The organism is Staphylococcus ureilyticus (assembly GCF_025558845.1).
In the GTDB taxonomy this organism is placed as follows: Bacteria; Bacillota; Bacilli; order Staphylococcales; family Staphylococcaceae; genus Staphylococcus; species Staphylococcus ureilyticus.
This window is the reverse complement of sequence record NZ_CP094825.1, coordinates 1,772,313-1,794,174: the sequence shown is the minus strand read 5'-3', so window position 1 is coordinate 1,794,174 and position 21,862 is coordinate 1,772,313. Positions and strand designations below refer to the sequence as shown.

The window sequence follows — 21,862 nt, the reverse complement described above, 5'->3', positions numbered from 1 at the left end:
AAATTTTAATTTATGACGTTATTTTTAGTGAATATAATGATATTTATAAATTATAACGCTTAGACGTTTACATAAATTATAACTATTTCAATGATTAATGAAACATGCCATAAATTTTTGTTGGTATTGTGGGAATGACTGTTTTAATAATAGGAGGCAGAAAATGACAAAATTTATTTTTGTAACTGGTGGGGTTGTATCTTCACTAGGTAAAGGTATCACAGCAGCATCTTTAGGACGTTTATTAAAAGATAGAGGATTAAAAGTTACAATACAAAAATTTGATCCCTATTTAAATGTTGATCCAGGTACAATGAGTCCATACCAACACGGTGAAGTATTTGTTACTGATGATGGTGCGGAAACAGATTTAGACTTAGGACATTATGAAAGATTTATTGACATTAATTTAAATAAGTATTCAAATGTTACTGCTGGTAAAGTTTATTCACATGTTTTGAAAAAAGAACGCCGTGGTGATTATCTAGGTGGTACGGTTCAAGTAATTCCTCATATTACAAATGAAATTAAAGAGCGTTTACTTTTAGCAGGAGAAAGTACGAATGCTGATGTAGTTATTACTGAAATTGGTGGTACTACTGGAGATATTGAATCATTACCATTTATAGAAGCGATTAGACAAATTCGTAGTGACTTGGGTCGTGAAAACGTCATGTACGTACATTGTACACTTTTACCATTTATAAAAGCTGCCGGTGAAATGAAAACAAAACCCACACAACATAGTGTTAAAGAACTTCGTGGGTTGGGTATTCAACCAGACTTAATCGTAGTACGTACAGAATATGAATTAACACAAGATTTAAAAGATAAAATTGCTTTATTCTGTGATATTAACAAAGAAAGTGTCATTGAATGTCGCGATGCAGATTCACTCTATGAAATTCCATTACAATTAAGTAAACAGGACATGGATGATATTGTAATTCAACGCTTAGAACTTAACGCTAAGTATGATACTCAGTTAGATGAATGGCAATATTTACTAGATACAGTAAATAGTTTAGATGGCAAAATAACTATCGGCTTAGTTGGTAAATATGTAAGTCTTCAAGATGCTTATTTATCAGTAGTTGAATCGTTAAAACATGCAGGTTATCCATTTAAAAAGGATATTGAAGTTAAGTGGATAGATTCTAGTGAAGTAACTGATGAAAATGTACATGATATACTGAATGATGTTGATGGCATTTTAGTTCCTGGTGGATTTGGATTCAGAGCAAGTGAAGGAAAAATATCCGCTATCAAATACGCGAGAGAGAATAATGTACCATATTTCGGTATCTGCTTAGGAATGCAACTTGCTACAGTAGAGTTTGCAAGAAATGTGCTTGGCTTAGAAAATGCACACTCTGCAGAATTAGATCCCTCAACGCCACATCCGATTATTGACCTATTGCCCGAACAGAAAGACATTGAAGATTTAGGTGGTACGTTAAGATTAGGGCTATACCCATGTCATATTAAAGAAGGAACTTTAGCGCATAAAATTTATGACGCAGTAGATATAGAAGAAAGACATCGTCATCGCTATGAGTTCAATAATGAATATAGAGATCAACTAGAAGAAAAAGGTATGATTTTCTCTGGAACTAGTCCAGACGGTAGATTGATTGAAATGGTAGAAATTCCTGAAAATGATTTCTTCGTTGCATGTCAATTTCATCCAGAATTCTTATCTAGACCTAATCGACCACAACCTATATTCAAAGCATTTATAGAAGCATCATTGAATCATCAACAAACAAAGTAAATATTGATTAAAAAGGCTGAAACGATGACATTCGTTTCAGCCTTTTTAAAGTTAGTTTGTTTATTAAATTAGATGAGATATGAAGAATAATAGTGATTTAGATGTTAAAGATTTAAATCTCTAACCATTTCAACCATTTGTGTATATATATCATAATAAATGTAGTTGAATGCAATTGGATGTGGTATAACAATTTTATCGTAATCTTCGGTATACACAATAGGTCTTGGTGTACTTAGATTAACAAAATGAAATAAATGATCTGGAAAATTTCCTGTTTTTGGTTTATTACAAATTAAGACAAAGTCTACATCATTTGCAATTAATGACTTAACATCATTTTCAACATTCTCAGTATAGTAAGGGGAAAAAAGAAACACTCTATCTGTTGTGTCAATATCTTCGAATGTATTAAGTGAGGATAATGCAACACTAGATTCTAACTTTTCATTACTATTTAAAATATAATTTTCAAAAAAATTCAAGTCCCCATAACCTTTAACAAACACATTACCTTCTCCGCCTATTGCTTGAATTAAGCATTGAGCTGCCATTTGAATATCTAAATCTTGTGCTTCAATTCGATTGAAAACACCATTTAATTGTGTGTTTAAAATTTTAGACATATATGTACCTCCGTTCTATTCACTCAACTTATTTTAAATAATGATAGAAAATATTGCAATTTTATATAAAAGTATGAATGCTAAAGACTGATTTAAATGGAATAAATTAAAAAAATAAATTAAAAACGCTTACAAATGAATAGAAGAATGCAAATTGTTTGGGATTTTGATATAATTAAATTGTAAAAATATGTGCTCAATGCACTAAGGAGGAACTTTCATGCCTTTAGTTTCAATGAAAGAAATGTTAATCGATGCAAAAGAAAATGGTTATGCGGTTGGCCAATACAACTTAAATAACTTAGAATTTACACAAGCGATATTGGAAGCTTCACAAGAAGAAAATGCTCCAGTTATTTTAGGAGTTTCTGAAGGTGCAGCACGTTATATGGGCGGATTCTATACAGTAGTTAAAATGGTAGAAGGATTAATGCACGATAAAGAAATTTCGGTTCCAGTGGCAATTCACTTAGACCATGGTTCAAGTTTTGATAAATGTAAAGAAGCTATCGATGCTGGATTTACATCAGTTATGATTGATGCTTCTCATGAGTCATTTGAAGATAACGTAGCAATTACATCAAAAGTAGTTGAATACGCTCACGAACATGGTGTATCGGTAGAAGCTGAATTAGGTACAGTAGGTGGACAAGAAGACGATGTTGTTGCTGAAGGTGTTATTTATGCAGATCCTAAAGAATGTCAAGAGCTTGTTGAAAGAACAGGTATTGATACTTTAGCACCTGCATTAGGTTCAGTTCACGGACCATATAAAGGTGAACCAAAATTAGGATTTAAAGAAATGGAAGAAATTGGTGCTTCAACTGGCTTACCATTAGTATTACATGGTGGAACTGGTATCCCAACTAAAGATATTCAAAAAGCGATTCCATTTGGCACTGCAAAAATAAATGTTAATACAGAAAATCAAATTGCTTCTGCAAAAGCAGTACGTGAAGCTTTAGACAATGATAAAGAAATGTATGATCCTCGTAAGTATTTAGGACCAGCACGTGAAGCGATTAAAACAACAGTAGTGGGTAAAATTAAAGAGTTTGGTACATCAAATAGAGCTAAATAATCTGCCTATAATAGAAAGATGCATATTTTAAAGTAATCTTGATGATTCAATCGGTAAGGCTGTGACAATTTTTAATGTCGCAGTCTTATTTTTTTATGTTATAATCTATGAGCGTTAAAATTAAGCAAATTGAAATATCAACATAAATTTTAAACAGAAATAAGATAAATAAGATTTGAACCCTATTAAATCGGGAATAAAAATATCATTATAGTATACATAAAAGTGAAGCAATACATAATTTAAAATTAAAAAAGTTTTGTTTCATTGGTGTGTTTTGCAAACTTCATTTTTTTACTTTATAATGCAAATAATGTAATTAAATTGAAATACTGATTGAAAGGCAAAGGAGATCAAGCGAATGGCTCAAGAAGTAATAAAAATTAGAGGCGGTCAAACACTAAAAGGTGAAGTTAATAATCATGGTGCAAAAAATAGTGCTGTAGCAATCATTCCAGCTACAATTCTAGCGGAAGATAAAGTTACAATAGAAGGGTTACCACAAATCTCAGATGTTGAAACGCTAGTGAGTTTATTAGGTGATTTGAATATTGATGCAAAGCTAGACGGCACGACACTTGAAGTTGATCCAAATGAAATTGAAAATGCTCCATTACCTAATAATAAAGTAGAATCACTACGTGCTTCATATTATATGATGGGGGCAATGTTAGGTAGATTTAAAAAATGTGTAATTGGGTTGCCTGGCGGTTGTCCATTAGGTCCACGACCGATTGATCAACACATCAAGGGTTTTAAAGCATTAGGAGCGCATGTTGATGAATCCAGTGAAACATCTATGAAAATTGAAGCTGATCGTTTAATAGGTGCTAATATATTTTTAGATATCGTTAGTGTAGGTGCAACGATTAATATTATGTTGGCAGCAGTACGAGCTGAAGGACAAACTGTAATTGAAAACGCAGCGAAAGAACCAGAAGTGGTTGATGTAGCTAACTTCTTAACAAGTTTAGGCGCTAATATTAAAGGTGCTGGTACAAGTACAATCAAAATAAAAGGTGTTGAGCATTTACATGGATCACATCATCAAGTGATACCAGATAGAATTGAAGCAGGAACTTATATGTGTATTGCCGCAGCTTGTGGTGAAGATATTGTGATTAATAATATTATCCCTACCCATGTTGAGCCATTAACTGTTAAGTTGAAAGAACTTGGTGTAAACATAAATGTTGGTGATGATAGTGTAACGATTAAGAGAAGTACACCATATTCTAGTGTAGATATTAAAACATTAGTATACCCAGGTTTTGCTACAGATTTACAACAACCTATTACGCCATTATTATTTATGGCTGATGGAGTTTCTTTTGTGACTGAAACAATCTATCCAGCTCGATTCAAGCATGTCGAAGAACTTAAAAATATGGGTGCTAATATTACATCAGATAATGGTACTGCAACAATCAAACCATCTAAATTAACAGGCGCAGAAGTATACGCGAGTGATTTACGTGCAGGTGCTTGTCTAATTGTAGCTGGCTTATTAGCTGAAGGTGTTACTACAATTTATAATGTAAAACATATTTATCGTGGTTATACTAATATTGTTAAAACACTAAAATCACTTGGAGCAGACATTTGGACTGAAAAAATATAAAACATGTGGTATAATAATTATACTGAATGTATAAAGTAAATTATAGTTTATACAGTGGGGAAATATAATTGATATGAGGTGATGACCATGGAGGTTTGCCCTTATCTAGAAGAGACCTTTAAAATAGTAGGTAGAAGTTGGAACGGTCTTATCATTAATTACTTGTCTAGGTGCACGGAAAAATCTGCTCATTTTTCTGATATGAAACGTGATTTGAAAACAATTACGCCTCGTGCACTTAGCATAAAGCTCACAGACCTTAATGAATGGGGACTTGTAGAGAAAAAAATTATTTCTACTAGTCCTATGAACATTTTATATCAACTTACAGATAAAGGTGATGCCTTAGCATCGGCATTGGTTCCTATGGAAAAATGGGCCCAAGAATATATCGAGTTAGAAAGCGAATGATTTTAACTTTTTAATTTGACATTTTCATGTAATATTTTATTTGAATATGATTGTTATATCTAGTCTGTTTTTAACATACTAAGATTAGCTATAAAGAAATCTTTAATTAAAGATTTCTTTATAGCTTTTTTATTTATTGTCGAATCATCTAACCTTTAGTAGTGTTAAAATAATTTTGTTGATTAAGAGTGGATGTGCCGATTGACATGTCATGGTATGTTTAAATGTTCTAAAAAAAGCAAAATTTTAAGGATATAAATGTTATTTCTAATTGATATATAACAAAATAATGCTATTATAACTATGCATAAATTTCAGGCGTAAAACCCTGTAATAACAACGTTTGCAATGATTTGGAATGAGCAGATATGTTTTAAAATTAAAAATCTAGGTTAGAATAAAAGCATGAACACAAATTAAGGAGTGAATAATTGATGAGAAATTTTACTAAACAATATATCGACGGAGAATGGGTAGAAAGTGCAAGTGGAGAAACACTTGATGTAATCAACCCAGCAACTGAAGAAGTGGCAGGCACAATTGCTAAAGGCAATAAAGAGGATGTTAATAAAGCGGTAGAAGCAGCAGATAAAGTATATTTAGAATTTAGACAAAGTTCTGTAGCAGAAAGAAAAGAACTGTTAGATAAAATTGTTCAAGAATATAAAAATAGAAAAGATGATATTGTTGACGCAATAACTGACGAATTAGGAGCTCCTTTAAAAGTATCTGAAAATGTCCATTATCAAATGGGGTTAAATCATTTTGAAGCTGCACGAGATGCATTAGATAATTTTGAATTTGAAGAAAGACGTGGCGACGATTTAGTTGTTAAGGAAGCAATTGGTGTTGCTGGATTAATTACACCATGGAATTTCCCAACTAACCAAACTTCATTAAAATTAGCAGCAGCTTTTGCGGCAGGAAGCCCAGTTGTATTAAAACCATCAGAAGAAACACCATTTGCAGCCATCATTTTAGCAGAAATATTTGATAAAGTTGGCGTACCTAAAGGTGTATTTAACTTAGTGAATGGTGATGGCCAAGGCGTTGGAAATCCACTAAGTGAACATCCAAAAGTAAGAATGATGTCCTTTACTGGATCTGGTCCAACTGGTGCAAGCATTATGAAGAAAGCAGCTGAAGATTTCAAAAAAGTATCATTAGAATTAGGAGGTAAATCTCCTTATATTATTTTAGATGATGCTGATATTGATGGTGCTGCAAGTGCAGCAACTGGTAAAGTCGTCAATAATACAGGACAAGTTTGTACTGCAGGAACTAGAACATTGGTACCAGCAAGTATAAAAGAAGAATTCTTAACAGCTGTTAAAGAAAAATTTAGCCAAGTTAAAGTTGGTGATCCTCGTGAAGAAGGTACACAAGTAGGACCAATTATTAGTAAAAAACAATTTGATCAAGTTCAATCATACATTGATAAAGGTGTAGAAGAAGGTGCCGAATTATTATACGGTGGTCCTGGAAAACCTGAAAACTTGGAAAAAGGCTATTTTGCAAGACCAACTATTTTTAATAATGTTGAAAATGATATGACAATTGCACAAGAAGAAATTTTCGGTCCTGTTATGTCTGTGATCACTTACAACGATTTAGACGAAGCAATTGAAATTGCAAATGATACGAAATATGGCTTAGCTGGTTATGTATATGGACAAGACAAAGAAAAACTGCATAAAGTTGCGCGTTCAATTGAGGCTGGAACAGTTGAAATAAATGAAGCTGGACGAAAACCAGACTTACCATTCGGTGGCTATAAACAATCAGGCTTAGGACGCGAATGGGGAGATTATGGCATAGAAGAATTCTTAGAAGTTAAATCTATTGCAGGATATTTTAACGCGTAATTTAATACAAAATAAAATTATAAGTTGTAATAAAAATATACTGTGACAAATAATCTCAAGCTTAAAAATGACTAATCCGTATGCTTATGGATTAGTCATTTTTTAATCTTCCGATTTTTAACATGCATGCGTGAGGATATGATTTGAGCCTGTAGCCTCTCATAACCACCATTTCTTCGGTGTAAGGACATTATAAAATCGCCAAAAATGAATGTTTAACTTAAATTACTTAACGAAACGACAATCTCCAATTCCTAATATAAGTCTATTACGATATGCAAAGGTCAGTTTTTATATTTCTCAATGACAATTGATGTTAATGATTGAACCAGAGATACCTATGCTTAGCTCTAATTATTTTTAGAAATTTTGAATTATAAATTAAAGCATTACAATTTAACATACTGTTTTATTAACTAATTAGCTTTAAAGCAGTATTAATAAATTTCAAAAATTGAAATACATTTTGTAATTAAATAAAATATTTGCTATAGTTATAAAGGTAAATAGCGTAGCCCTCTATGTTATTTAAAACTTTTTTATGAAATGGGTGCAAGATAATGCCTGATAAAGTACGAACATCACCTCAGTACGAATCGTTCCACGAGTTATATAAAAATTACACTACTAAAGATCTCACTCAAAAAGCAAAATCACTGAAATTAACAAACTATAGTAAATTAAATAAAAAAGAGTTAGTTCTTGCAATTATGGAAGCCCAGATGGAAAAAGATGGCAACTATTATATGGAAGGTATCTTAGATGATATCCAACAAGATGGTTATGGCTTCTTAAGGACTGTCAATTATTCAAAAGGTGAAAAAGATATTTATATCTCTGCTAGCCAAATACGTCGTTTTGAAATTAAAAGAGGCGACAAAGTAACTGGTAAAGTAAGGAAACCAAAGGATAATGAAAAGTATTATGGTTTGCTACAAGTAGATTTTGTTAATGATGAGAATGCAGAAGAAGTTAAGAAAAGACCACATTTCCAAGCATTAACACCATTATATCCAGAAGAGCGCATCAAGCTAGAAACAACAAAAGAAAATTATTCTACACGTATTATGGATTTAATTACGCCAATAGGTTTAGGACAACGTGGTTTGATTGTTGCCCCACCAAAAGCTGGGAAAACGTCATTATTGAAAGAAATTGCAAATGCCATCGCAAGCAATAAACCTGATGCAGAATTATTTGTGCTACTTGTGGGTGAAAGACCAGAAGAAGTAACTGATATTGAGCGTTCTGTAGAATCAGCAGAAGTCGTTCATTCAACATTTGATGAACCACCACAGCACCATGTCAAAGTAGCAGAATTACTATTAGAACGTGCCAAGCGTTTAGTAGAAATAGGTAAAGATGTCATTATTCTTATGGATTCTATTACAAGACTTGCACGTGCATATAACTTGGTTATCCCGCCAAGCGGACGCACACTTTCAGGTGGTTTAGATCCAGCTTCATTACACAAACCTAAGGCATTCTTTGGTGCTGCGAGAAATATTGAAGCTGGTGGAAGTATGACGATATTAGCTACTGCTTTAGTAGATACAGGATCACGTATGGATGACATGATATATGAAGAATTTAAAGGGACAGGAAACATGGAATTACACCTTGATCGCAAACTGGCTGAACGCCGTGTCTTTCCAGCTATTGATATTGGTCGAAGTTCTACACGTAAAGAAGAATTACTAATACCGCCAAAAGATTTAGAGTCACTTTGGCAACTACGTAACATGTTCACAGATTCACTTGATTTCACAGAAAGATTTGTAAGAAAATTAAAACGTACAAAAACGAATCAAGAATTCTTTGAACAATTGCAACAAGCTGCCAAAGAAAGTACTAAAACTGGTAAGCCAATTATTTAAAGCAGCTTAACATTTAAATATGTGATTTAGGGTTGCGTTTTAGTTTTATAACAATTATAATTATCAAGTATTGGGTAAAAAAACTCACAAACAACTCTGTTCCAGATGGTTCAGGGCAAAGGAGCTGAAAAAAATGAAACAAAATATTCATCCTGAATACCACAAAGTTATCTTTTTAGATACAACTACAGACTTTAAATTCTTAAGTGGTTCAACAAAATCTTCATCAGAAACAATGGAATGGGAAGATGGAAATGAATACCCAGTTATTCGTTTAGATATTTCATCTGATTCACATCCATTTTACACAGGACGTCAAAAATTCGCTGCTGCGGATGGTCGTGTGGAACGTTTCAACAAGAAATTCGGATTCAAATCAAGCAACGAATAATTGTTGTCATAAGGCATTCTCATTTTATGAGAATGCTTTTTTATTTAACATGGACGATGTGAAGGTTTGAACAGAATTGCACAGTTGTTTGAGCACTTTGATTACATATTAAATTACAAATATCTTATGAGAAATTGATATTTTAAGTTGGAAAATATGATATAATAAACCGATTATGTTTTGAAAAAGGGTGGAACGCATAATGAATGAAACTTATCATTCCGGGTGGATAGAATGTATAACTGGAAGTATGTTTAGTGGTAAATCTGAAGAATTAATTCGTCGTTTAAGACGTGGACTATATGCTAAACAAAAGGTGGTTGTATTTAAACCAGCAATAGATGATCGCTATCATAAAGATAAGATTGTGTCGCATAACGGCAATGCAATTGAGGCAATTAATATCTCGACAGCAGCTGAGATCTATAAACACGATTTAACAAATTTTGATATTATAGCAATTGATGAAGTTCAATTTTTCGAAAATAATATTGTCCATATTGTTGAAGAATTAGCTGAAAAGGGGCATAGAGTGATTACTGCAGGTTTAGATATGGATTTCAGAGGTGAACCATTCGAACCAATTCCGCATTTATTAGCAGTAAGTGAAGAAGTGACTAAACTACAAGCTGTATGTGCAGTATGTGGCTCGTCATCAAGCCGTACACAACGATTAATTGATGGTAATCCAGCAAAAATAGATGATCCAGTGATTCTCGTTGGCGCTAACGAAAGCTATGAACCTAGATGTAGAGCACATCATATTGTTGCACCAAGTAATCATGAGAAGGAGGAAATGTAGTGTTTGATCAATTAGACATTGTAGAGGAAAGATATGAGCAATTAAATGAAATGTTAAGTGATCCTGAAGTCGTAAATAACCCAGACAATTTACGGAAATATTCAAAAGAACAGGCTGATTTGCAAAAAACAGTTGAAGTATATCGTGAATATAAACAGGTTAAAGAAGATGTAACTGAAATAGATGATATGTTACAGGAAACAAAAGACGATGAAGAAGTTGAAATGCTTAAAGACGAAAAACAAGAATTGAGCCAAAGAATTCCAGAACTGGAAGAAGAATTAAAATTCTTATTAATTCCAAAAGACCCTAACGATGAAAAAGACGTAATAGTTGAAATACGTGCAGCAGCTGGTGGGGATGAGGCTGCAATATTTGCTGGTGATTTATTTAGAATGTATTCTAGATATGCAGAAGCACATAGTTATAAAACTGATATCGTAGAAGCTACTGAAAGTGATCATGGCGGTTACAAAGAGATTAGCTTCTCTGTTTCAGGAACAGGCGCTTACAGTAAATTGAAATACGAAAATGGTGCACATCGTGTACAACGTGTACCAGCAACTGAGTCTGGAGGACGTATTCACACGTCTACTGCTACTGTTGCCGTATTACCAGAAGTTGAAGATGTTGAGATAGAGATTCGAAATGAAGATATTAAAGTAGACACGTATCGTTCTAGTGGTGCAGGTGGACAACACGTAAATACTACTGATTCTGCCGTTCGAATTACACATATACCGACAGGTGTCATTGCTACATCATCTGAAAAATCTCAAATTCAAAACCGTGAAAAAGCAATGAAAGTGTTAAAAGCACGTTTATTTGATATGAAATTACAAGAAGAACAACAAAAGTATGCTGCACAACGTAAATCAGCTGTCGGTTCAGGTGATCGCTCAGAGAGAATTAGAACATACAATTATCCACAGAGTCGCGTAACGGATCATCGTATTGGATTGACATTGCAGAAATTAGAGCAAGTTATGGAAGGTAAGTTAGATGAGATTATTGATGCACTAACTTTAGCTGAACAAACTGATAAATTGAAAGAACTGAATGATGGTGAATTATAGAGAGCGATTAAAAATCGCACAAGACAAATGCGAAACTAAAGGTATTGAAGTAACACGAGCTGAATGGTTAATGCTTGATTTATTTCAATGGCAAAAATTAGATTATTTGCTACACGCAGATGAAGTTATGACGGAAGCACACAACGTGTTGTTTGATAATGCGGAAGCAAGGATGTTACAAGGCGAACCGATTCAATATATTGTAGGAACGCAAACTTTTTATGGTGAAATATTTAAAGTGAATGAGCATTGTTTAATTCCAAGGCCAGAAACCGAGGAAGTATTACTACATTTTTATAATTTGGTAAAATCGGGAGATAAAGTTGTAGATATTGGAACAGGTAGTGGTAACATACCTATTTTACTAAAAAAAATGAATCAAAATTTGGATGTTATAGCTACAGATTTATATGATGAAGCCTTATCTGTGGCAAAAGAAAACGCTGAGTATCATGATGTAGATGTTATATTTTTACAAGGCGATACCTTAAATCCATTAATAGAAAAGCATATTAAAGTGAATGGATTGATTTCAAATCCCCCCTATATCGCTGAGAGCGAAAAAGCTTTAATGGATGATACTGTTTTACAATATGAACCTATGAGTGCTTTGTTTGCTGAAAACAACGGCTTTCAAGTTTATGAAAAGATTTTAGATCAATTACCAGACGTATTATTACCTAATGCAATTGTTGTGTTTGAGATTGGTTATAAACAAGGAGCTACATTAAAAAGCAAAATTGAAAAAAAATATCCTGCTGTAAGTGTCCAAATAATAAAAGATATTAATGATAATGATAGAATGGTTTCTTTTAAATGGTAATTTAAGAAGTTGTGTACCTAACATGATATGTCATGAAGGTGCATAACTTCTTATTTTGTTTTAAAATTGAAATTAAGATGAAAGGGTGAGTATAAATGAAAACAAAAATATGGGATTTAAGAAATCATGTGACAGAAGATGCAAATGTAGATGCTTTTAATGAGATAAAAAAAATTTTTGAAGCTGGTGGACTCATCGCTATACCAACTGAAACTGTATATGGTTTAGGTGGTGATGCAAGAAATGAACAAACTATAAAAAATATTTTTGCTGCAAAAGGTAGACCTTCAGATAATCCACTCATCGTGCATATACATAATGTTAAGCAACTAGATGTATTTACGAAGCATATTTCACAAGAAGTTAAAATACTGATGAATCAATTTTGGCCAGGACCAATTTCGTTTATTTTACCATTAAAAAAAGGATATTTATGTGAAAGTGTAAGTGGTGGACTTTCATCCATAGCGGTTAGAATGCCAAGTCATGTGATTGGGAGAAAAATATTAGAGTTTGTAGACATACCGATTGCCGCACCGAGCGCTAATTTAAGTGGTAGACCTTCTCCAACTAAGTTTGAACATGTATATCATGATTTAAACCAAAGCATTGATGGTATTGTTAATGGTGATCAAAGTGAAGAAGGTTTAGAAAGTACCGTGTTAGATTGCACGCAATACCCATTTAAAATTGCTCGTCCAGGATCTATCACCAAGTCGATGATTGAAAATGTTTTGCCAGGTTCTATTTCAGCAAAAGATGATTTAAATCAAGAAAAACCTATAGCCCCCGGAATGAAATATAAACATTATGCGCCAGATACGCCAATAACGATTGTATACGGCGTTCATCAACAACCATCCTCATGTAAAGATTGGAGTGATGTTGCGTTTATATTCCCGAAAGATAAATGTAAATATATTCCAAAAAACGCAACTTTCATTCCACTGTGTGAAAATGAAAGAGATATTAAAGGGGCAAACCATAATTTGTATCAAATACTGCACGATATAGACAAAAATAAAAAGATAAAAGAAGCTTATATATTTGGATTTGAAAATAATGGCGAAGCAGTTGCTATTATGAATCGAATGCAAAAGGCGGCAAACTTTACCGTCGTTAAAGGAGAAAAATTATGAAAATCGTTTTTGTTTGTACTGGTAATACTTGTAGAAGTCCAATGGCAGAAAGTATTGCAAAAGCTAAAATACCTGACATCGAAGTTGCTTCGCGTGGTTTATTTGCATTAGATGGCGCACCTACCTCAGAACATACGCGTGCTATCTTAAAAGAAAAACAATTGCCAATACCTGACAATGCGCAACAATTCACTGAGATGGACATGCATGCAGATCTTATTTTGACAATGTCAAGGAGTCATAGAGATGCGATTAAACAAACGTATGGCGTAAATACACATATATTTACTTTAAGTGAATATGTATTGCATGGTGATGATGTTTCTGACCCATTTGGAGGAACTAAATCAGATTATATTGAAATTTATAATGAATTAAATTCATTGATTGAAAAATTAAAAAATAAAATATTAGAGTAAATAAATATGTGAAATTAGTATGAGTAAGTCATTAAATACGTTATAATAATTACGTGTAGCAAATGTGCTAGCAATTAAATTTGTCAGATTGGACTTATGTATTTTGGCTTACTTTTTTATCAAAATAAATAAGGGGTGTTTAATATGGAAGATTTAAGAGCATTGTTAGATGAACTAAAGTCTAAATCTTTCTTTAAAAAGGATGAGCTTTGTATTGTAGGTTGTTCTACTTCAGAAGTGATTGGCGAACGCATAGGTAGCGTCGGTTCAATGGAAGTAGCTAAAGATATATTTGAAGCATTAAAAGAGATTGAAACGGAAACAGGCGTTTCTTTTGTATTTCAAGGCTGTGAACATATCAATAGAGCAATTACGATTGAAAAAGCTAACTTCGACCCCGCAACGATGGAAGAAGTAACCGTTGTACCCGATGTCCATGCTGGAGGTAGTTTAGCTACGTATGCATATCAGCATATGGAAGCGCCTATGGTGGTTGAAACTATAACTGTTCCGAAAGGTATAGATATTGGTCAAACATTAATTGGTATGCATATCAAACATGTAGCAATACCCGAACGTACAAGCGTGAAGCAAATTGGCGAAGCAATTGTTACAATCGCTTCTTCAAGACCTAAAAAAATTGGTGGCGAAAGAGCAAAATACAACTAATACAGAAACGAGGGTTTACTAATGTCATTTATTAAAGATCAAGATAAAGAAATTTATGAAGTGATTCAAAACGAGTTCAACCGTCAAAATAACAATATAGAGTTAATTGCGTCAGAAAACTTTGTGTCGGAAGCAGTTATGGAAGCTCAAGGTTCAGTATTAACTAATAAGTATGCTGAAGGTTATCCGAACAGAAGATATTACGGTGGTTGTGAATATGTCGATGTATCTGAAACATTAGCTATTGAGAGAGCAAAGCAATTATTTGGTGCAGAACATGTTAACGTTCAACCACATTCTGGTTCACAAGCAAATATGGCTGTTTATCTCGTGGCATTAGAACACGGAGATACTGTATTAGGTATGAATTTAAGTCATGGTGGGCACTTAACTCATGGTGCGCCAGTAAACTTTAGTGGTCAATTTTATAACTTTGTCGAATATGGTGTCGACAAAGAAAGCGAACAAATAGACTATGACGAAGTATTAAAAGTAGCAAAAGCGCACCAACCTAAGTTAATCGTTGCTGGGGCTTCTGCATACTCAAAAACAATAGACTTCAAACGTTTTAGAGAAATTGCTGATGAAGTAGGCGCTAAATTGATGGTAGATATGGCTCATATCGCTGGATTAGTCGCTGCAGGCTTACACCCAAGTCCAGTAGAATATGCTGATTTTGTAACTACAACAACACATAAAACATTACGTGGCCCTCGTGGTGGAATGATTTTATGTAAAGAAGAATACAAAAAGCAAATTGACAAAACAATCTTCCCAGGCATTCAAGGTGGCCCTTTAGAACATGTTATTGCTGCCAAAGCAGTAGCGTTCGGTGAAGCACTACAAGATGATTTTAAAACATATCAACAACAAGTTATTAAAAATGCAAAAGTATTAGCTGATACACTAAACAAAGAAGGATTTAGAGTAGTATCTGGCGGTACTGATAATCACTTAGTATGCGTAGATGTAAAAGGATCAGTCAATATTACTGGTAAAGTAGCAGAAGAAGCCCTTGACTCAATAGGTATTACTTGTAATAAAAATACAATACCATTTGATCAAGAAAAACCTTTTGTAACAAGTGGTTTAAGACTTGGTACACCAGCAGCTACTACACGTGGTTTTGATGAAGCGGCATTTGAAGAAGTAGCTAAAATTATAAGCTTAGTGTTAAAAGATCCTGAAAACGAAACAACATTAAAAGAAGGACAAGAAAGAGTTAAAGCATTAACTACGAAACATCCTTTATATAATTAAATTGGAGGAAGTAATTATGGGCAACGTACATGTTTTTGATCACCCACTTATTCAACACAAATTAAGTTACATTAGAGATGTACATACAGGTACAAAAGAATTTAGAGAACTCGTAGATGAAGTAGGCATGTTAATGGCTTACGAAGTGACAAGAAATCTAGAGTTACAAGATGTAGAAATTGAAACGCCTGTTACTAAAATGATAGCTAAGCGTTTAACTGGTAAAAAATTAGCATTTATTCCCATTTTAAGAGCAGGTCTTGGCATGACACAAGGTATCTTAAATCTTGTGCCGGCAGCAAGAATAGGTCATGTTGGCTTATATAGAGATCCTGAAACGCTAGAAGCGGTTGAGTATTTTGTGAAATTACCACAAGATATTGAAGAAAGAGAAATTGTCGTAGTTGATCCAATGCTAGCGACTGGTGCTTCCGCAATTGAAGCGATTAATTCACTTAAAAAACGTGGCGCCAAGCATATCAGATTTATGTGTCTAATTGCAGCACCAGAAGGTGTAGAAAAATTACAAGAAGCACATGAAGATGTCGATATCTATATCGCAGCATTAGATGAGAAATTAGATGACCATGCTTATATTACACCTGGATTAGGTGACGCTGGTGACCGTTTATTCGGTACAAAATAGTTTGACCCAGGAGTGGAGTAGTATGAAAAAAGTTATGACTGTATTCGGGACACGGCCTGAAGCTATAAAGATGGCACCACTCGTTTTAGAATTGGAGAAAGACGCTGAATTACAACCAATCGTTGTAGTGACGGCACAACATAGAGAAATGTTAGATTCTGTGTTGAAAAGCTTTGACATCACACCTGATTATGATTTGAACATTATGAAGCAGGGACAATCATTGTCTGATATAACTTCACGCATACTCGTACGATTAGAGGATGTTATAAAAGAAGCGAAACCAGATATGATACTTGTTCATGGTGATACCATGAGTACATTTGCTGGAAGTCTTGCAGCATTATATAATCAAGTCCCAATCGGGCATGTCGAAGCTGGTTTGCGAACTTGGAATAAATATGCTCCATTTCCTGAAGAAATGAATAGACAAATGGTAGGAGTAATGTCCGATTTAAACTTTGCTCCTACCAATAATGCTGCAAATAATTTGATTGCTGAAAACAAACCAGAAGACTCAATTGTCGTAACAGGTAATACTGCTATTGATGCAATGAAAACGACAATTCATAATGGTTATCAATCAGAAATTATAGCCAAGCACAAAGATAAACGAATTATTCTACTCACTGCGCATAGACGAGAAAATATTGGGGAACCAATGGCACATATTTTCAAAGCAGTACGAGATATCGTCGAAGCATACGAGGATGTTGTTGTCGTTTACCCAATACATAAAAACCCTAAAGTAAGAGAAATTGCAGATTATTATTTATCAAATCACACGAGAATTGAGCTTGTAGAACCCTTAGAAGTTGTTGATTTTCATAATTTTGCACATCAGTCTTATTTAATTTTAACTGATTCTGGTGGTGTACAAGAAGAAGCGCCTTCTTTAGGTAAACCAGTACTCGTTTTGAGGGATGTTACAGAAAGACCAGAAGGTGTAGCGGCAGGTACATTAAAAATTGTAGGCACAAATGAAAAGAATATATTCGCAGCAACAAAAGAACTATTAGATAACGAAAATTTGTATGAGATCATGAGTACAGCTCAAAATCCATATGGAGACGGCAATGCATCATATAGAATTTGTCAAAATATTAAATATTTTTTTGGTTTAATTGATAAAAAACCTTCTTCTTTCAAATAATTTTTGTATTTATGTGTCATTTTTGTGACATTCTTGTAAAAAATTGAATTACAATTTGAATAGAATTGACACGTAAAGTACCCTATATTATTATTAAAATTGTATGATTGGAATGGTTTTCATATAAGAAAGATAAGGTGAAGCGAGGCACTGAAATGAAACGTTTCAACATCATTTTTAAACAGTACATGCAATACTATATATATTGTATTATTGTACTTGTAATTGTGTTTATTTTCACATACTCTGCATTTATATTAGGTCTTATAATTGGAATGATCGGATCGCTAATCAATACTTTTACTTTTGAATATTATTTGGCGGAAGCAAAAGAAAAGGATAACATACATATTTCAACGGGCAACATTTGGAGATATTTGGTTGTGATATTAGCTTGTACGACATGGTATTTTTATAAGGACCATATAAACATTTTTGGAGTAGTTGTTGGTTTAATGATTTCTTATGTTTTAATTGTTTTCAAACCATTTTTACACAAGAAATAAATTTTATAATGAAAGAGGTGAGAAAGCATGGATCATAAAGACCCTCTAGTCAGTTGGAATGTGTTCGGTCTAGACATCGTGTTTAATCTATCATCGATTATGATGATGTTGATTACGGCGTTTATTGTTTTTGTAATAGCTATTATTTGTACACGTAACCTCAAGAAACGTCCAACAGGCAAACAAAACTTTATCGAGTGGGTTTTTGATTTCGTAAGAGGGATTATCGAAAGTAACATGGCTTGGTCAAAAGGCGGTCAGTTCCATTTCTTAGCCGTTACATTAATCTTTTTCATATTTGTTAGTAATATGCTCGGTTTACCGTTCCAATTAATTTCGGGACACACCCTGTGGTGGAAATCTCCCACAGCCGATCCAACTGTGACATTAACATTATCAACGCTTATAATATTATTAACACATTATTATGGGGTTAAAATGGTTGGCACTAAAGGGTATTTTCAAAATTATACAAAGCCGATATTCCTATTGCCTATCAATGTGTTTGAAGAGTTCACTTCAACATTGACGCTAGGACTACGACTTTACGGAAATATTTTTGCAGGTGAATTATTACTAGGATTATTAGCAGGTTTAGTATTCGACTTCCCAGCATGGGGTTGGTTAATTGGATTACCTGGCCTAATCGTATGGCAAGGGTTCTCAATTTTTATTGGTACGATTCAGGCATATATATTTGTAATGCTTTCGATGGTATATATGTCACATAAAGTACAAAAGAGTCATTAAATTAAAAAATAAAAAGAACAAATTAGGAGGATTTTTAAATGAATTTAATCGCAGCAGCAATCGCAATCGGCTTATCAGCACTTGGTGCAGGTATTGGTAATGGTCTTATCGTTTCAAGAACAGTAGAAGGTGTCGCTCGTCAACCAGAAGCACGTGGTCAATTAATGGGTATTATGTTTATCGGTATCGGATTAGTTGAGGCGCTACCAATTATAGGTGTAGTTATCGCTTTCATGTCACTATAAGTAAACTAGTCTTTATGGCGAAGTCTTCTAGGCTCTCGCCGTTCGTTTTTATCAAAATACCTTATGATTATACTGGATGAAAGGAGTGTCTATGAAAGTGACTGCTACGACTAATATGTTCGTTCTAGGTGCGGCTAGTGGCGGTGGTGTACAATGGGGAACAATCATTGTTACGATTGCTACTTTCGCCATATTACTCTTACTTTTGAAAAAGTTTGCATGGGGCCCACTTAAAGAAGTAATGGACAAACGTGAACGCGATATCAATAAAGATATCGACGATGCTGAACAAGCTAAATTAAATGCTCAAAAATTAGAAGCACAAAACAAACAAACACTAAAAGAAACACAAGAAGAGGTTCATAAGATTTTAGAAGAATCTAAAATACAAGCCCGTAAACAACACGAAGAAATTATTCATGAAGCCAATATTAGAGCTAATGGCATGATTGAAACAGCACAAAATGAAATTAACAGTGAAAAAGAACGCGCACTTGCAGATATTAATAATCAGGTTTCTGAGCTTTCCGTACTCATTGCTTCAAAAGTACTGCAAAAAGAAATTTCAGAAAAAGATCAAAAAGAATTAGTTGAAAAGTACATTAAAGAGGCAGGCGATAAATAATGGCTAATGTAGCAAAAAAATATGCAAAAGCGTTATTTGATACTGCTAAAGAAAAAGCGTTACTTGATCAAATGTATGAAGAGTTTTCAACAATTGACGAAGCAGTGCGACCTGAAGTAGGAAAATTAAAAGAATTAGATACAGACCCACAAAAAGATGTAGCACAACGCCAACGTTTTGTTGCTATTATTTTTGGACACGCACATCAATATTTACAAAATATGTTTATGGTGCTTGCAAGTAATCGTCACCTTACATATACTCATGAAATATTCTTAGCTTTTGAAACTTTATATAATGCGTATCACAATCAAGACTTTGCGATTATTGAATCAGTGTATGAACTATCTGAGGATGAAATAGCAAGTATTGATTCAATTATTAGATCGCGTACAAAACTATCAAAACTAATGATTACAAATGAAATAAATCCAGATCTTATCGGTGGTATCCGAGTTAAAGTTGGTACGAAAGTGATGGATGCAAGTATTAAAAATGATCTTGCCAAACTTGAAAAGCAATTTATTAGAGTGAAATAAAAATCGAAGGAGTGACATAGATGGCCATTAAAGCTGAAGAAATCAGTGCATTACTTCGCTCACAAATAGAAAATTATGAGTCAGAAATGGCTGTTACTGATGTAGGTACAGTTCTGCAAATTGGTGATGGTATCGCTTTAATCCACGGATTAAATGACGTTATGGCTGGTGAGCTTATTGAATTTAATAACGGCGTTCTAGGTTTAGCACAAAACTTAGAAGAATCCAATGTCGGTGTAGTAATTTTAGGGCCTTACACGGATATTAAAGAGGGAGACGAAGTAAAACGAACTGGACGTATCATGGAAGTACCAGTTGGTGAGGAGTTACTTGGTCGTGTCGTTAACCCATTAGGACAAGCAATTGATGGTCAAGGACCAGTCAATACTACAAAAACACGTCCTGTAGAGAAGAAAGCAACTGGTGTAATGGATCGTAAATCTGTAGATGAACCATTACAAACTGGTATAAAAGCAATTGACGCGCTTGTACCAATCGGCCGTGGACAGCGTGAATTAATCATCGGAGACCGTCAAACGGGTAAAACGACGGTTGCCATTGATACGATTTTGAACCAAAGAGATCAAGATACGATCTGTATATACGTTGCTATCGGACAAAAAGATTCAACTGTACGTGCAAATGTTGAAAAATTACGTCAAGAAGGTGCATTAGATTATACAATTATTGTTTCTGCTTCAGCAGCAGATCCAGCGCCTATGCTTTATATCGCGCCATATTCTGGTGTAGCAATGGCTGAAGAATTCATGTTTGCTGGCAAAGATGTTTTAATCGTTTATGATGATTTAACAAAACAAGCAGCAGCTTATCGTGAACTATCATTATTATTACGTAGACCTCCAGGCCGTGAAGCTTATCCTGGTGATGTATTCTACTTACATAGTAGATTATTAGAGAGAGCGGGTAAACTAAATGATGATTTAGGTGGCGGTTCAATCACAGCATTACCTATTATTGAGACACAAGCAGGCGACATTGCCGCTTACGTTCCGACAAACGTAATTTCTATTACTGATGGACAAATATTCTTGCAATCTGACTTGTTCTTCTCTGGTGTAAGACCAGCGATTAATGCAGGTCAATCAGTATCACGTGTCGGTGGTTCTGCGCAAATTAAAGCAATGAAAAAAGTTGCTGGAACTTTACGTCTAGATTTAGCATCATATCGTGAATTAGAATCATTCGCGCAATTTGGATCTGATTTAGATGAATTTACTGCTAAAAAATTAGAACGTGGTAAACGTACAGTTGAAATATTAAAACAAGATAAAAACAAACCACTACCTGTAGAAAATCAAGTTTTAATTATCTATGCTTTAACAAAAGGACATTTGGATGATATCCCTGTAGTTGATATCACACGTTTTGAAGACGAGTTGAATCAATGGGCTAAATCGAATGCATCTGATTTATTAAATGAAATCAAAACGACGGGTGCTTTACCTAATGATGAATCATTTGAATCAGCGATTAATGAATTCAAGAAGAGTTTTAGCAAATCAGAAGAAGCATAATAGTTAATGTAGATAAAAGGTGGTGAGAT

At 33.9% G+C, this 21,862-nt stretch carries 23 protein-coding genes; 22 read left to right on the top strand and 1 reads right to left on the bottom strand.

What is annotated here, in order from left to right; genetic code table 11:
- The first annotated feature begins 163 nt into the window (after positions 1-163).
- A complete protein-coding gene (gene pyrG / locus MUA21_RS08920; RefSeq protein WP_070039525.1) occupies positions 164-1,774 on the top strand; it encodes a CTP synthase in 1,611 nt (536 codons plus the stop codon).
- 104 nt (positions 1,775-1,878) lie between these two features.
- On the opposite strand, the gene MUA21_RS08915 is transcribed toward pyrG, so the two are convergent.
- Positions 1,879-2,400 (bottom strand): DUF2529 family protein, encoded by a 522-nt coding sequence (locus MUA21_RS08915; RefSeq protein WP_046207745.1) that lies wholly within the window; start codon positions 2,398-2,400, stop codon positions 1,879-1,881.
- A gap of 220 nt (positions 2,401-2,620) precedes the next feature.
- On the opposite strand from MUA21_RS08915, the gene fdaB reads away from it, so the two are divergent.
- The 21 genes from fdaB (at position 2,621) to atpA (ending at position 21,833) form a co-directional block, all read left to right on the top strand.
- On the top strand, positions 2,621-3,481 hold the full coding sequence (fdaB, locus tag MUA21_RS08910) for a class IIb fructose-bisphosphate aldolase FdaB (RefSeq protein WP_107525993.1): 861 nt from the start codon (positions 2,621-2,623) through the stop codon (positions 3,479-3,481).
- A gap of 361 nt (positions 3,482-3,842) precedes the next feature.
- Positions 3,843-5,102, top strand: coding sequence for a UDP-N-acetylglucosamine 1-carboxyvinyltransferase (gene murA, locus MUA21_RS08905; protein ID WP_046207747.1), 1,260 nt, complete (start codon positions 3,843-3,845; stop codon positions 5,100-5,102).
- A gap of 87 nt (positions 5,103-5,189) precedes the next feature.
- The gene (locus tag MUA21_RS08900; RefSeq protein ID WP_046207748.1) at positions 5,190-5,513 is read left to right on the top strand and encodes a winged helix-turn-helix transcriptional regulator; all 324 of its coding nucleotides are present in this window, start codon (positions 5,190-5,192) and stop codon (positions 5,511-5,513) included.
- Positions 5,514-5,947: 434 nt separating this feature from the next.
- Positions 5,948-7,378: an aldehyde dehydrogenase family protein gene (locus MUA21_RS08895; RefSeq protein WP_046207749.1), complete on the top strand. Its 1,431-nt coding sequence runs from the start codon at positions 5,948-5,950 to the stop codon at positions 7,376-7,378.
- A 560-nt stretch (positions 7,379-7,938) separates the two neighbouring features.
- Positions 7,939-9,255 (top strand): transcription termination factor Rho, encoded by a 1,317-nt coding sequence (gene rho / locus MUA21_RS08890; protein ID WP_046207750.1) that lies wholly within the window; start codon positions 7,939-7,941, stop codon positions 9,253-9,255.
- A 133-nt stretch (positions 9,256-9,388) separates the two neighbouring features.
- A complete protein-coding gene (locus MUA21_RS08885) occupies positions 9,389-9,646 on the top strand; it encodes a type B 50S ribosomal protein L31 (RefSeq protein WP_019468287.1) in 258 nt (85 codons plus the stop codon).
- Between the two features lie 202 nt (positions 9,647-9,848).
- The gene (locus MUA21_RS08880) at positions 9,849-10,448 is read left to right on the top strand and encodes a thymidine kinase (protein ID WP_046207751.1); all 600 of its coding nucleotides are present in this window, start codon (positions 9,849-9,851) and stop codon (positions 10,446-10,448) included.
- On the top strand, positions 10,448-11,524 hold the full coding sequence (gene prfA / locus MUA21_RS08875; RefSeq protein WP_073346097.1) for a peptide chain release factor 1: 1,077 nt from the start codon (positions 10,448-10,450) through the stop codon (positions 11,522-11,524). The genes MUA21_RS08880 and prfA overlap by 1 nt, the downstream gene beginning before the upstream one ends.
- A complete protein-coding gene (gene prmC, locus MUA21_RS08870) occupies positions 11,511-12,347 on the top strand; it encodes a peptide chain release factor N(5)-glutamine methyltransferase (RefSeq protein ID WP_064209841.1) in 837 nt (278 codons plus the stop codon). The genes prfA and prmC overlap by 14 nt, the downstream gene beginning before the upstream one ends.
- A 95-nt stretch (positions 12,348-12,442) precedes the next feature.
- Positions 12,443-13,486, top strand: a complete 1,044-nt coding sequence (locus MUA21_RS08865; RefSeq protein WP_262561098.1) for an L-threonylcarbamoyladenylate synthase — start codon at positions 12,443-12,445, stop codon at positions 13,484-13,486.
- Complete coding sequence (locus MUA21_RS08860) at positions 13,483-13,905, top strand: low molecular weight protein arginine phosphatase (RefSeq protein ID WP_046207755.1); 423 nt, start codon at positions 13,483-13,485, stop codon at positions 13,903-13,905. Before MUA21_RS08865 ends, MUA21_RS08860 begins: the two co-directional genes overlap by 4 nt.
- A 144-nt stretch (positions 13,906-14,049) precedes the next feature.
- Positions 14,050-14,574, top strand: coding sequence for a TIGR01440 family protein (locus MUA21_RS08855; RefSeq protein ID WP_046207756.1), 525 nt, complete (start codon positions 14,050-14,052; stop codon positions 14,572-14,574).
- A gap of 21 nt (positions 14,575-14,595) precedes the next feature.
- Positions 14,596-15,834, top strand: coding sequence for a serine hydroxymethyltransferase (gene glyA, locus MUA21_RS08850; RefSeq protein WP_046207757.1), 1,239 nt, complete (start codon positions 14,596-14,598; stop codon positions 15,832-15,834).
- A gap of 16 nt (positions 15,835-15,850) precedes the next feature.
- A complete protein-coding gene (gene upp / locus MUA21_RS08845) occupies positions 15,851-16,480 on the top strand; it encodes a uracil phosphoribosyltransferase (RefSeq protein WP_019468295.1) in 630 nt (209 codons plus the stop codon).
- 22 nt (positions 16,481-16,502) lie between these two features.
- On the top strand, positions 16,503-17,633 hold the full coding sequence (gene wecB / locus MUA21_RS08840; protein ID WP_046207758.1) for a non-hydrolyzing UDP-N-acetylglucosamine 2-epimerase: 1,131 nt from the start codon (positions 16,503-16,505) through the stop codon (positions 17,631-17,633).
- 155 nt (positions 17,634-17,788) lie between these two features.
- Positions 17,789-18,139: an ATP synthase subunit I gene (locus MUA21_RS08835; RefSeq protein WP_046207759.1), complete on the top strand. Its 351-nt coding sequence runs from the start codon at positions 17,789-17,791 to the stop codon at positions 18,137-18,139.
- Between the two features lie 27 nt (positions 18,140-18,166).
- On the top strand, positions 18,167-18,889 hold the full coding sequence (atpB, locus tag MUA21_RS08830) for a F0F1 ATP synthase subunit A (protein WP_019468297.1): 723 nt from the start codon (positions 18,167-18,169) through the stop codon (positions 18,887-18,889).
- Between the two features lie 38 nt (positions 18,890-18,927).
- Positions 18,928-19,134, top strand: coding sequence for a F0F1 ATP synthase subunit C (gene atpE, locus MUA21_RS08825; protein WP_002482721.1), 207 nt, complete (start codon positions 18,928-18,930; stop codon positions 19,132-19,134).
- A gap of 97 nt (positions 19,135-19,231) precedes the next feature.
- A complete protein-coding gene (locus tag MUA21_RS08820) occupies positions 19,232-19,759 on the top strand; it encodes a F0F1 ATP synthase subunit B (RefSeq protein ID WP_026034759.1) in 528 nt (175 codons plus the stop codon).
- Complete coding sequence (locus tag MUA21_RS08815) at positions 19,759-20,298, top strand: F0F1 ATP synthase subunit delta (RefSeq protein ID WP_070039515.1); 540 nt, start codon at positions 19,759-19,761, stop codon at positions 20,296-20,298. The genes MUA21_RS08820 and MUA21_RS08815 overlap by 1 nt, the downstream gene beginning before the upstream one ends.
- 20 nt (positions 20,299-20,318) lie before the next feature.
- On the top strand, positions 20,319-21,833 hold the full coding sequence (gene atpA / locus MUA21_RS08810) for a F0F1 ATP synthase subunit alpha (protein WP_262561096.1): 1,515 nt from the start codon (positions 20,319-20,321) through the stop codon (positions 21,831-21,833).
- Positions 21,834-21,862: the final 29 nt, after the last annotated feature.

Bases quoted from the DNA above. Each gene is read 5' to 3' on its own strand.
- MUA21_RS08915 (WP_046207745.1), bottom strand. From the start codon at position 2,400: ATGTCTAAAATTTTAAACACACAATTAAATGGTGTTTTCAATCGAATT.
- fdaB (WP_107525993.1), top strand. From the start codon at position 2,621: ATGCCTTTAGTTTCAATGAAAGAAATGTTAATCGATGCAAAAGAAAAT.
- atpE (WP_002482721.1), top strand. From the start codon at position 18,928: ATGAATTTAATCGCAGCAGCAATCGCAATCGGCTTATCAGCACTTGGT.
- atpA (WP_262561096.1), top strand. From the start codon at position 20,319: ATGGCCATTAAAGCTGAAGAAATCAGTGCATTACTTCGCTCACAAATA.
- MUA21_RS08900 (WP_046207748.1), top strand. From the start codon at position 5,190: ATGGAGGTTTGCCCTTATCTAGAAGAGACCTTTAAAATAGTAGGTAGA.
- wecB (WP_046207758.1), top strand. From the start codon at position 16,503: ATGAAAAAAGTTATGACTGTATTCGGGACACGGCCTGAAGCTATAAAG.
- prmC (WP_064209841.1), top strand. From the start codon at position 11,511: ATGGTGAATTATAGAGAGCGATTAAAAATCGCACAAGACAAATGCGAA.
- pyrG (WP_070039525.1), top strand. From the start codon at position 164: ATGACAAAATTTATTTTTGTAACTGGTGGGGTTGTATCTTCACTAGGT.
- MUA21_RS08895 (WP_046207749.1), top strand. From the start codon at position 5,948: ATGAGAAATTTTACTAAACAATATATCGACGGAGAATGGGTAGAAAGT.
- rho (WP_046207750.1), top strand. From the start codon at position 7,939: ATGCCTGATAAAGTACGAACATCACCTCAGTACGAATCGTTCCACGAG.
- murA (WP_046207747.1), top strand. From the start codon at position 3,843: ATGGCTCAAGAAGTAATAAAAATTAGAGGCGGTCAAACACTAAAAGGT.
- MUA21_RS08860 (WP_046207755.1), top strand. From the start codon at position 13,483: ATGAAAATCGTTTTTGTTTGTACTGGTAATACTTGTAGAAGTCCAATG.
- MUA21_RS08815 (WP_070039515.1), top strand. From the start codon at position 19,759: ATGGCTAATGTAGCAAAAAAATATGCAAAAGCGTTATTTGATACTGCT.
- atpB (WP_019468297.1), top strand. From the start codon at position 18,167: ATGGATCATAAAGACCCTCTAGTCAGTTGGAATGTGTTCGGTCTAGAC.
- MUA21_RS08855 (WP_046207756.1), top strand. From the start codon at position 14,050: ATGGAAGATTTAAGAGCATTGTTAGATGAACTAAAGTCTAAATCTTTC.
- MUA21_RS08880 (WP_046207751.1), top strand. From the start codon at position 9,849: ATGAATGAAACTTATCATTCCGGGTGGATAGAATGTATAACTGGAAGT.
- MUA21_RS08885 (WP_019468287.1), top strand. From the start codon at position 9,389: ATGAAACAAAATATTCATCCTGAATACCACAAAGTTATCTTTTTAGAT.
- MUA21_RS08865 (WP_262561098.1), top strand. From the start codon at position 12,443: ATGAAAACAAAAATATGGGATTTAAGAAATCATGTGACAGAAGATGCA.
- MUA21_RS08835 (WP_046207759.1), top strand. From the start codon at position 17,789: ATGAAACGTTTCAACATCATTTTTAAACAGTACATGCAATACTATATA.
- glyA (WP_046207757.1), top strand. From the start codon at position 14,596: ATGTCATTTATTAAAGATCAAGATAAAGAAATTTATGAAGTGATTCAA.
- upp (WP_019468295.1), top strand. From the start codon at position 15,851: ATGGGCAACGTACATGTTTTTGATCACCCACTTATTCAACACAAATTA.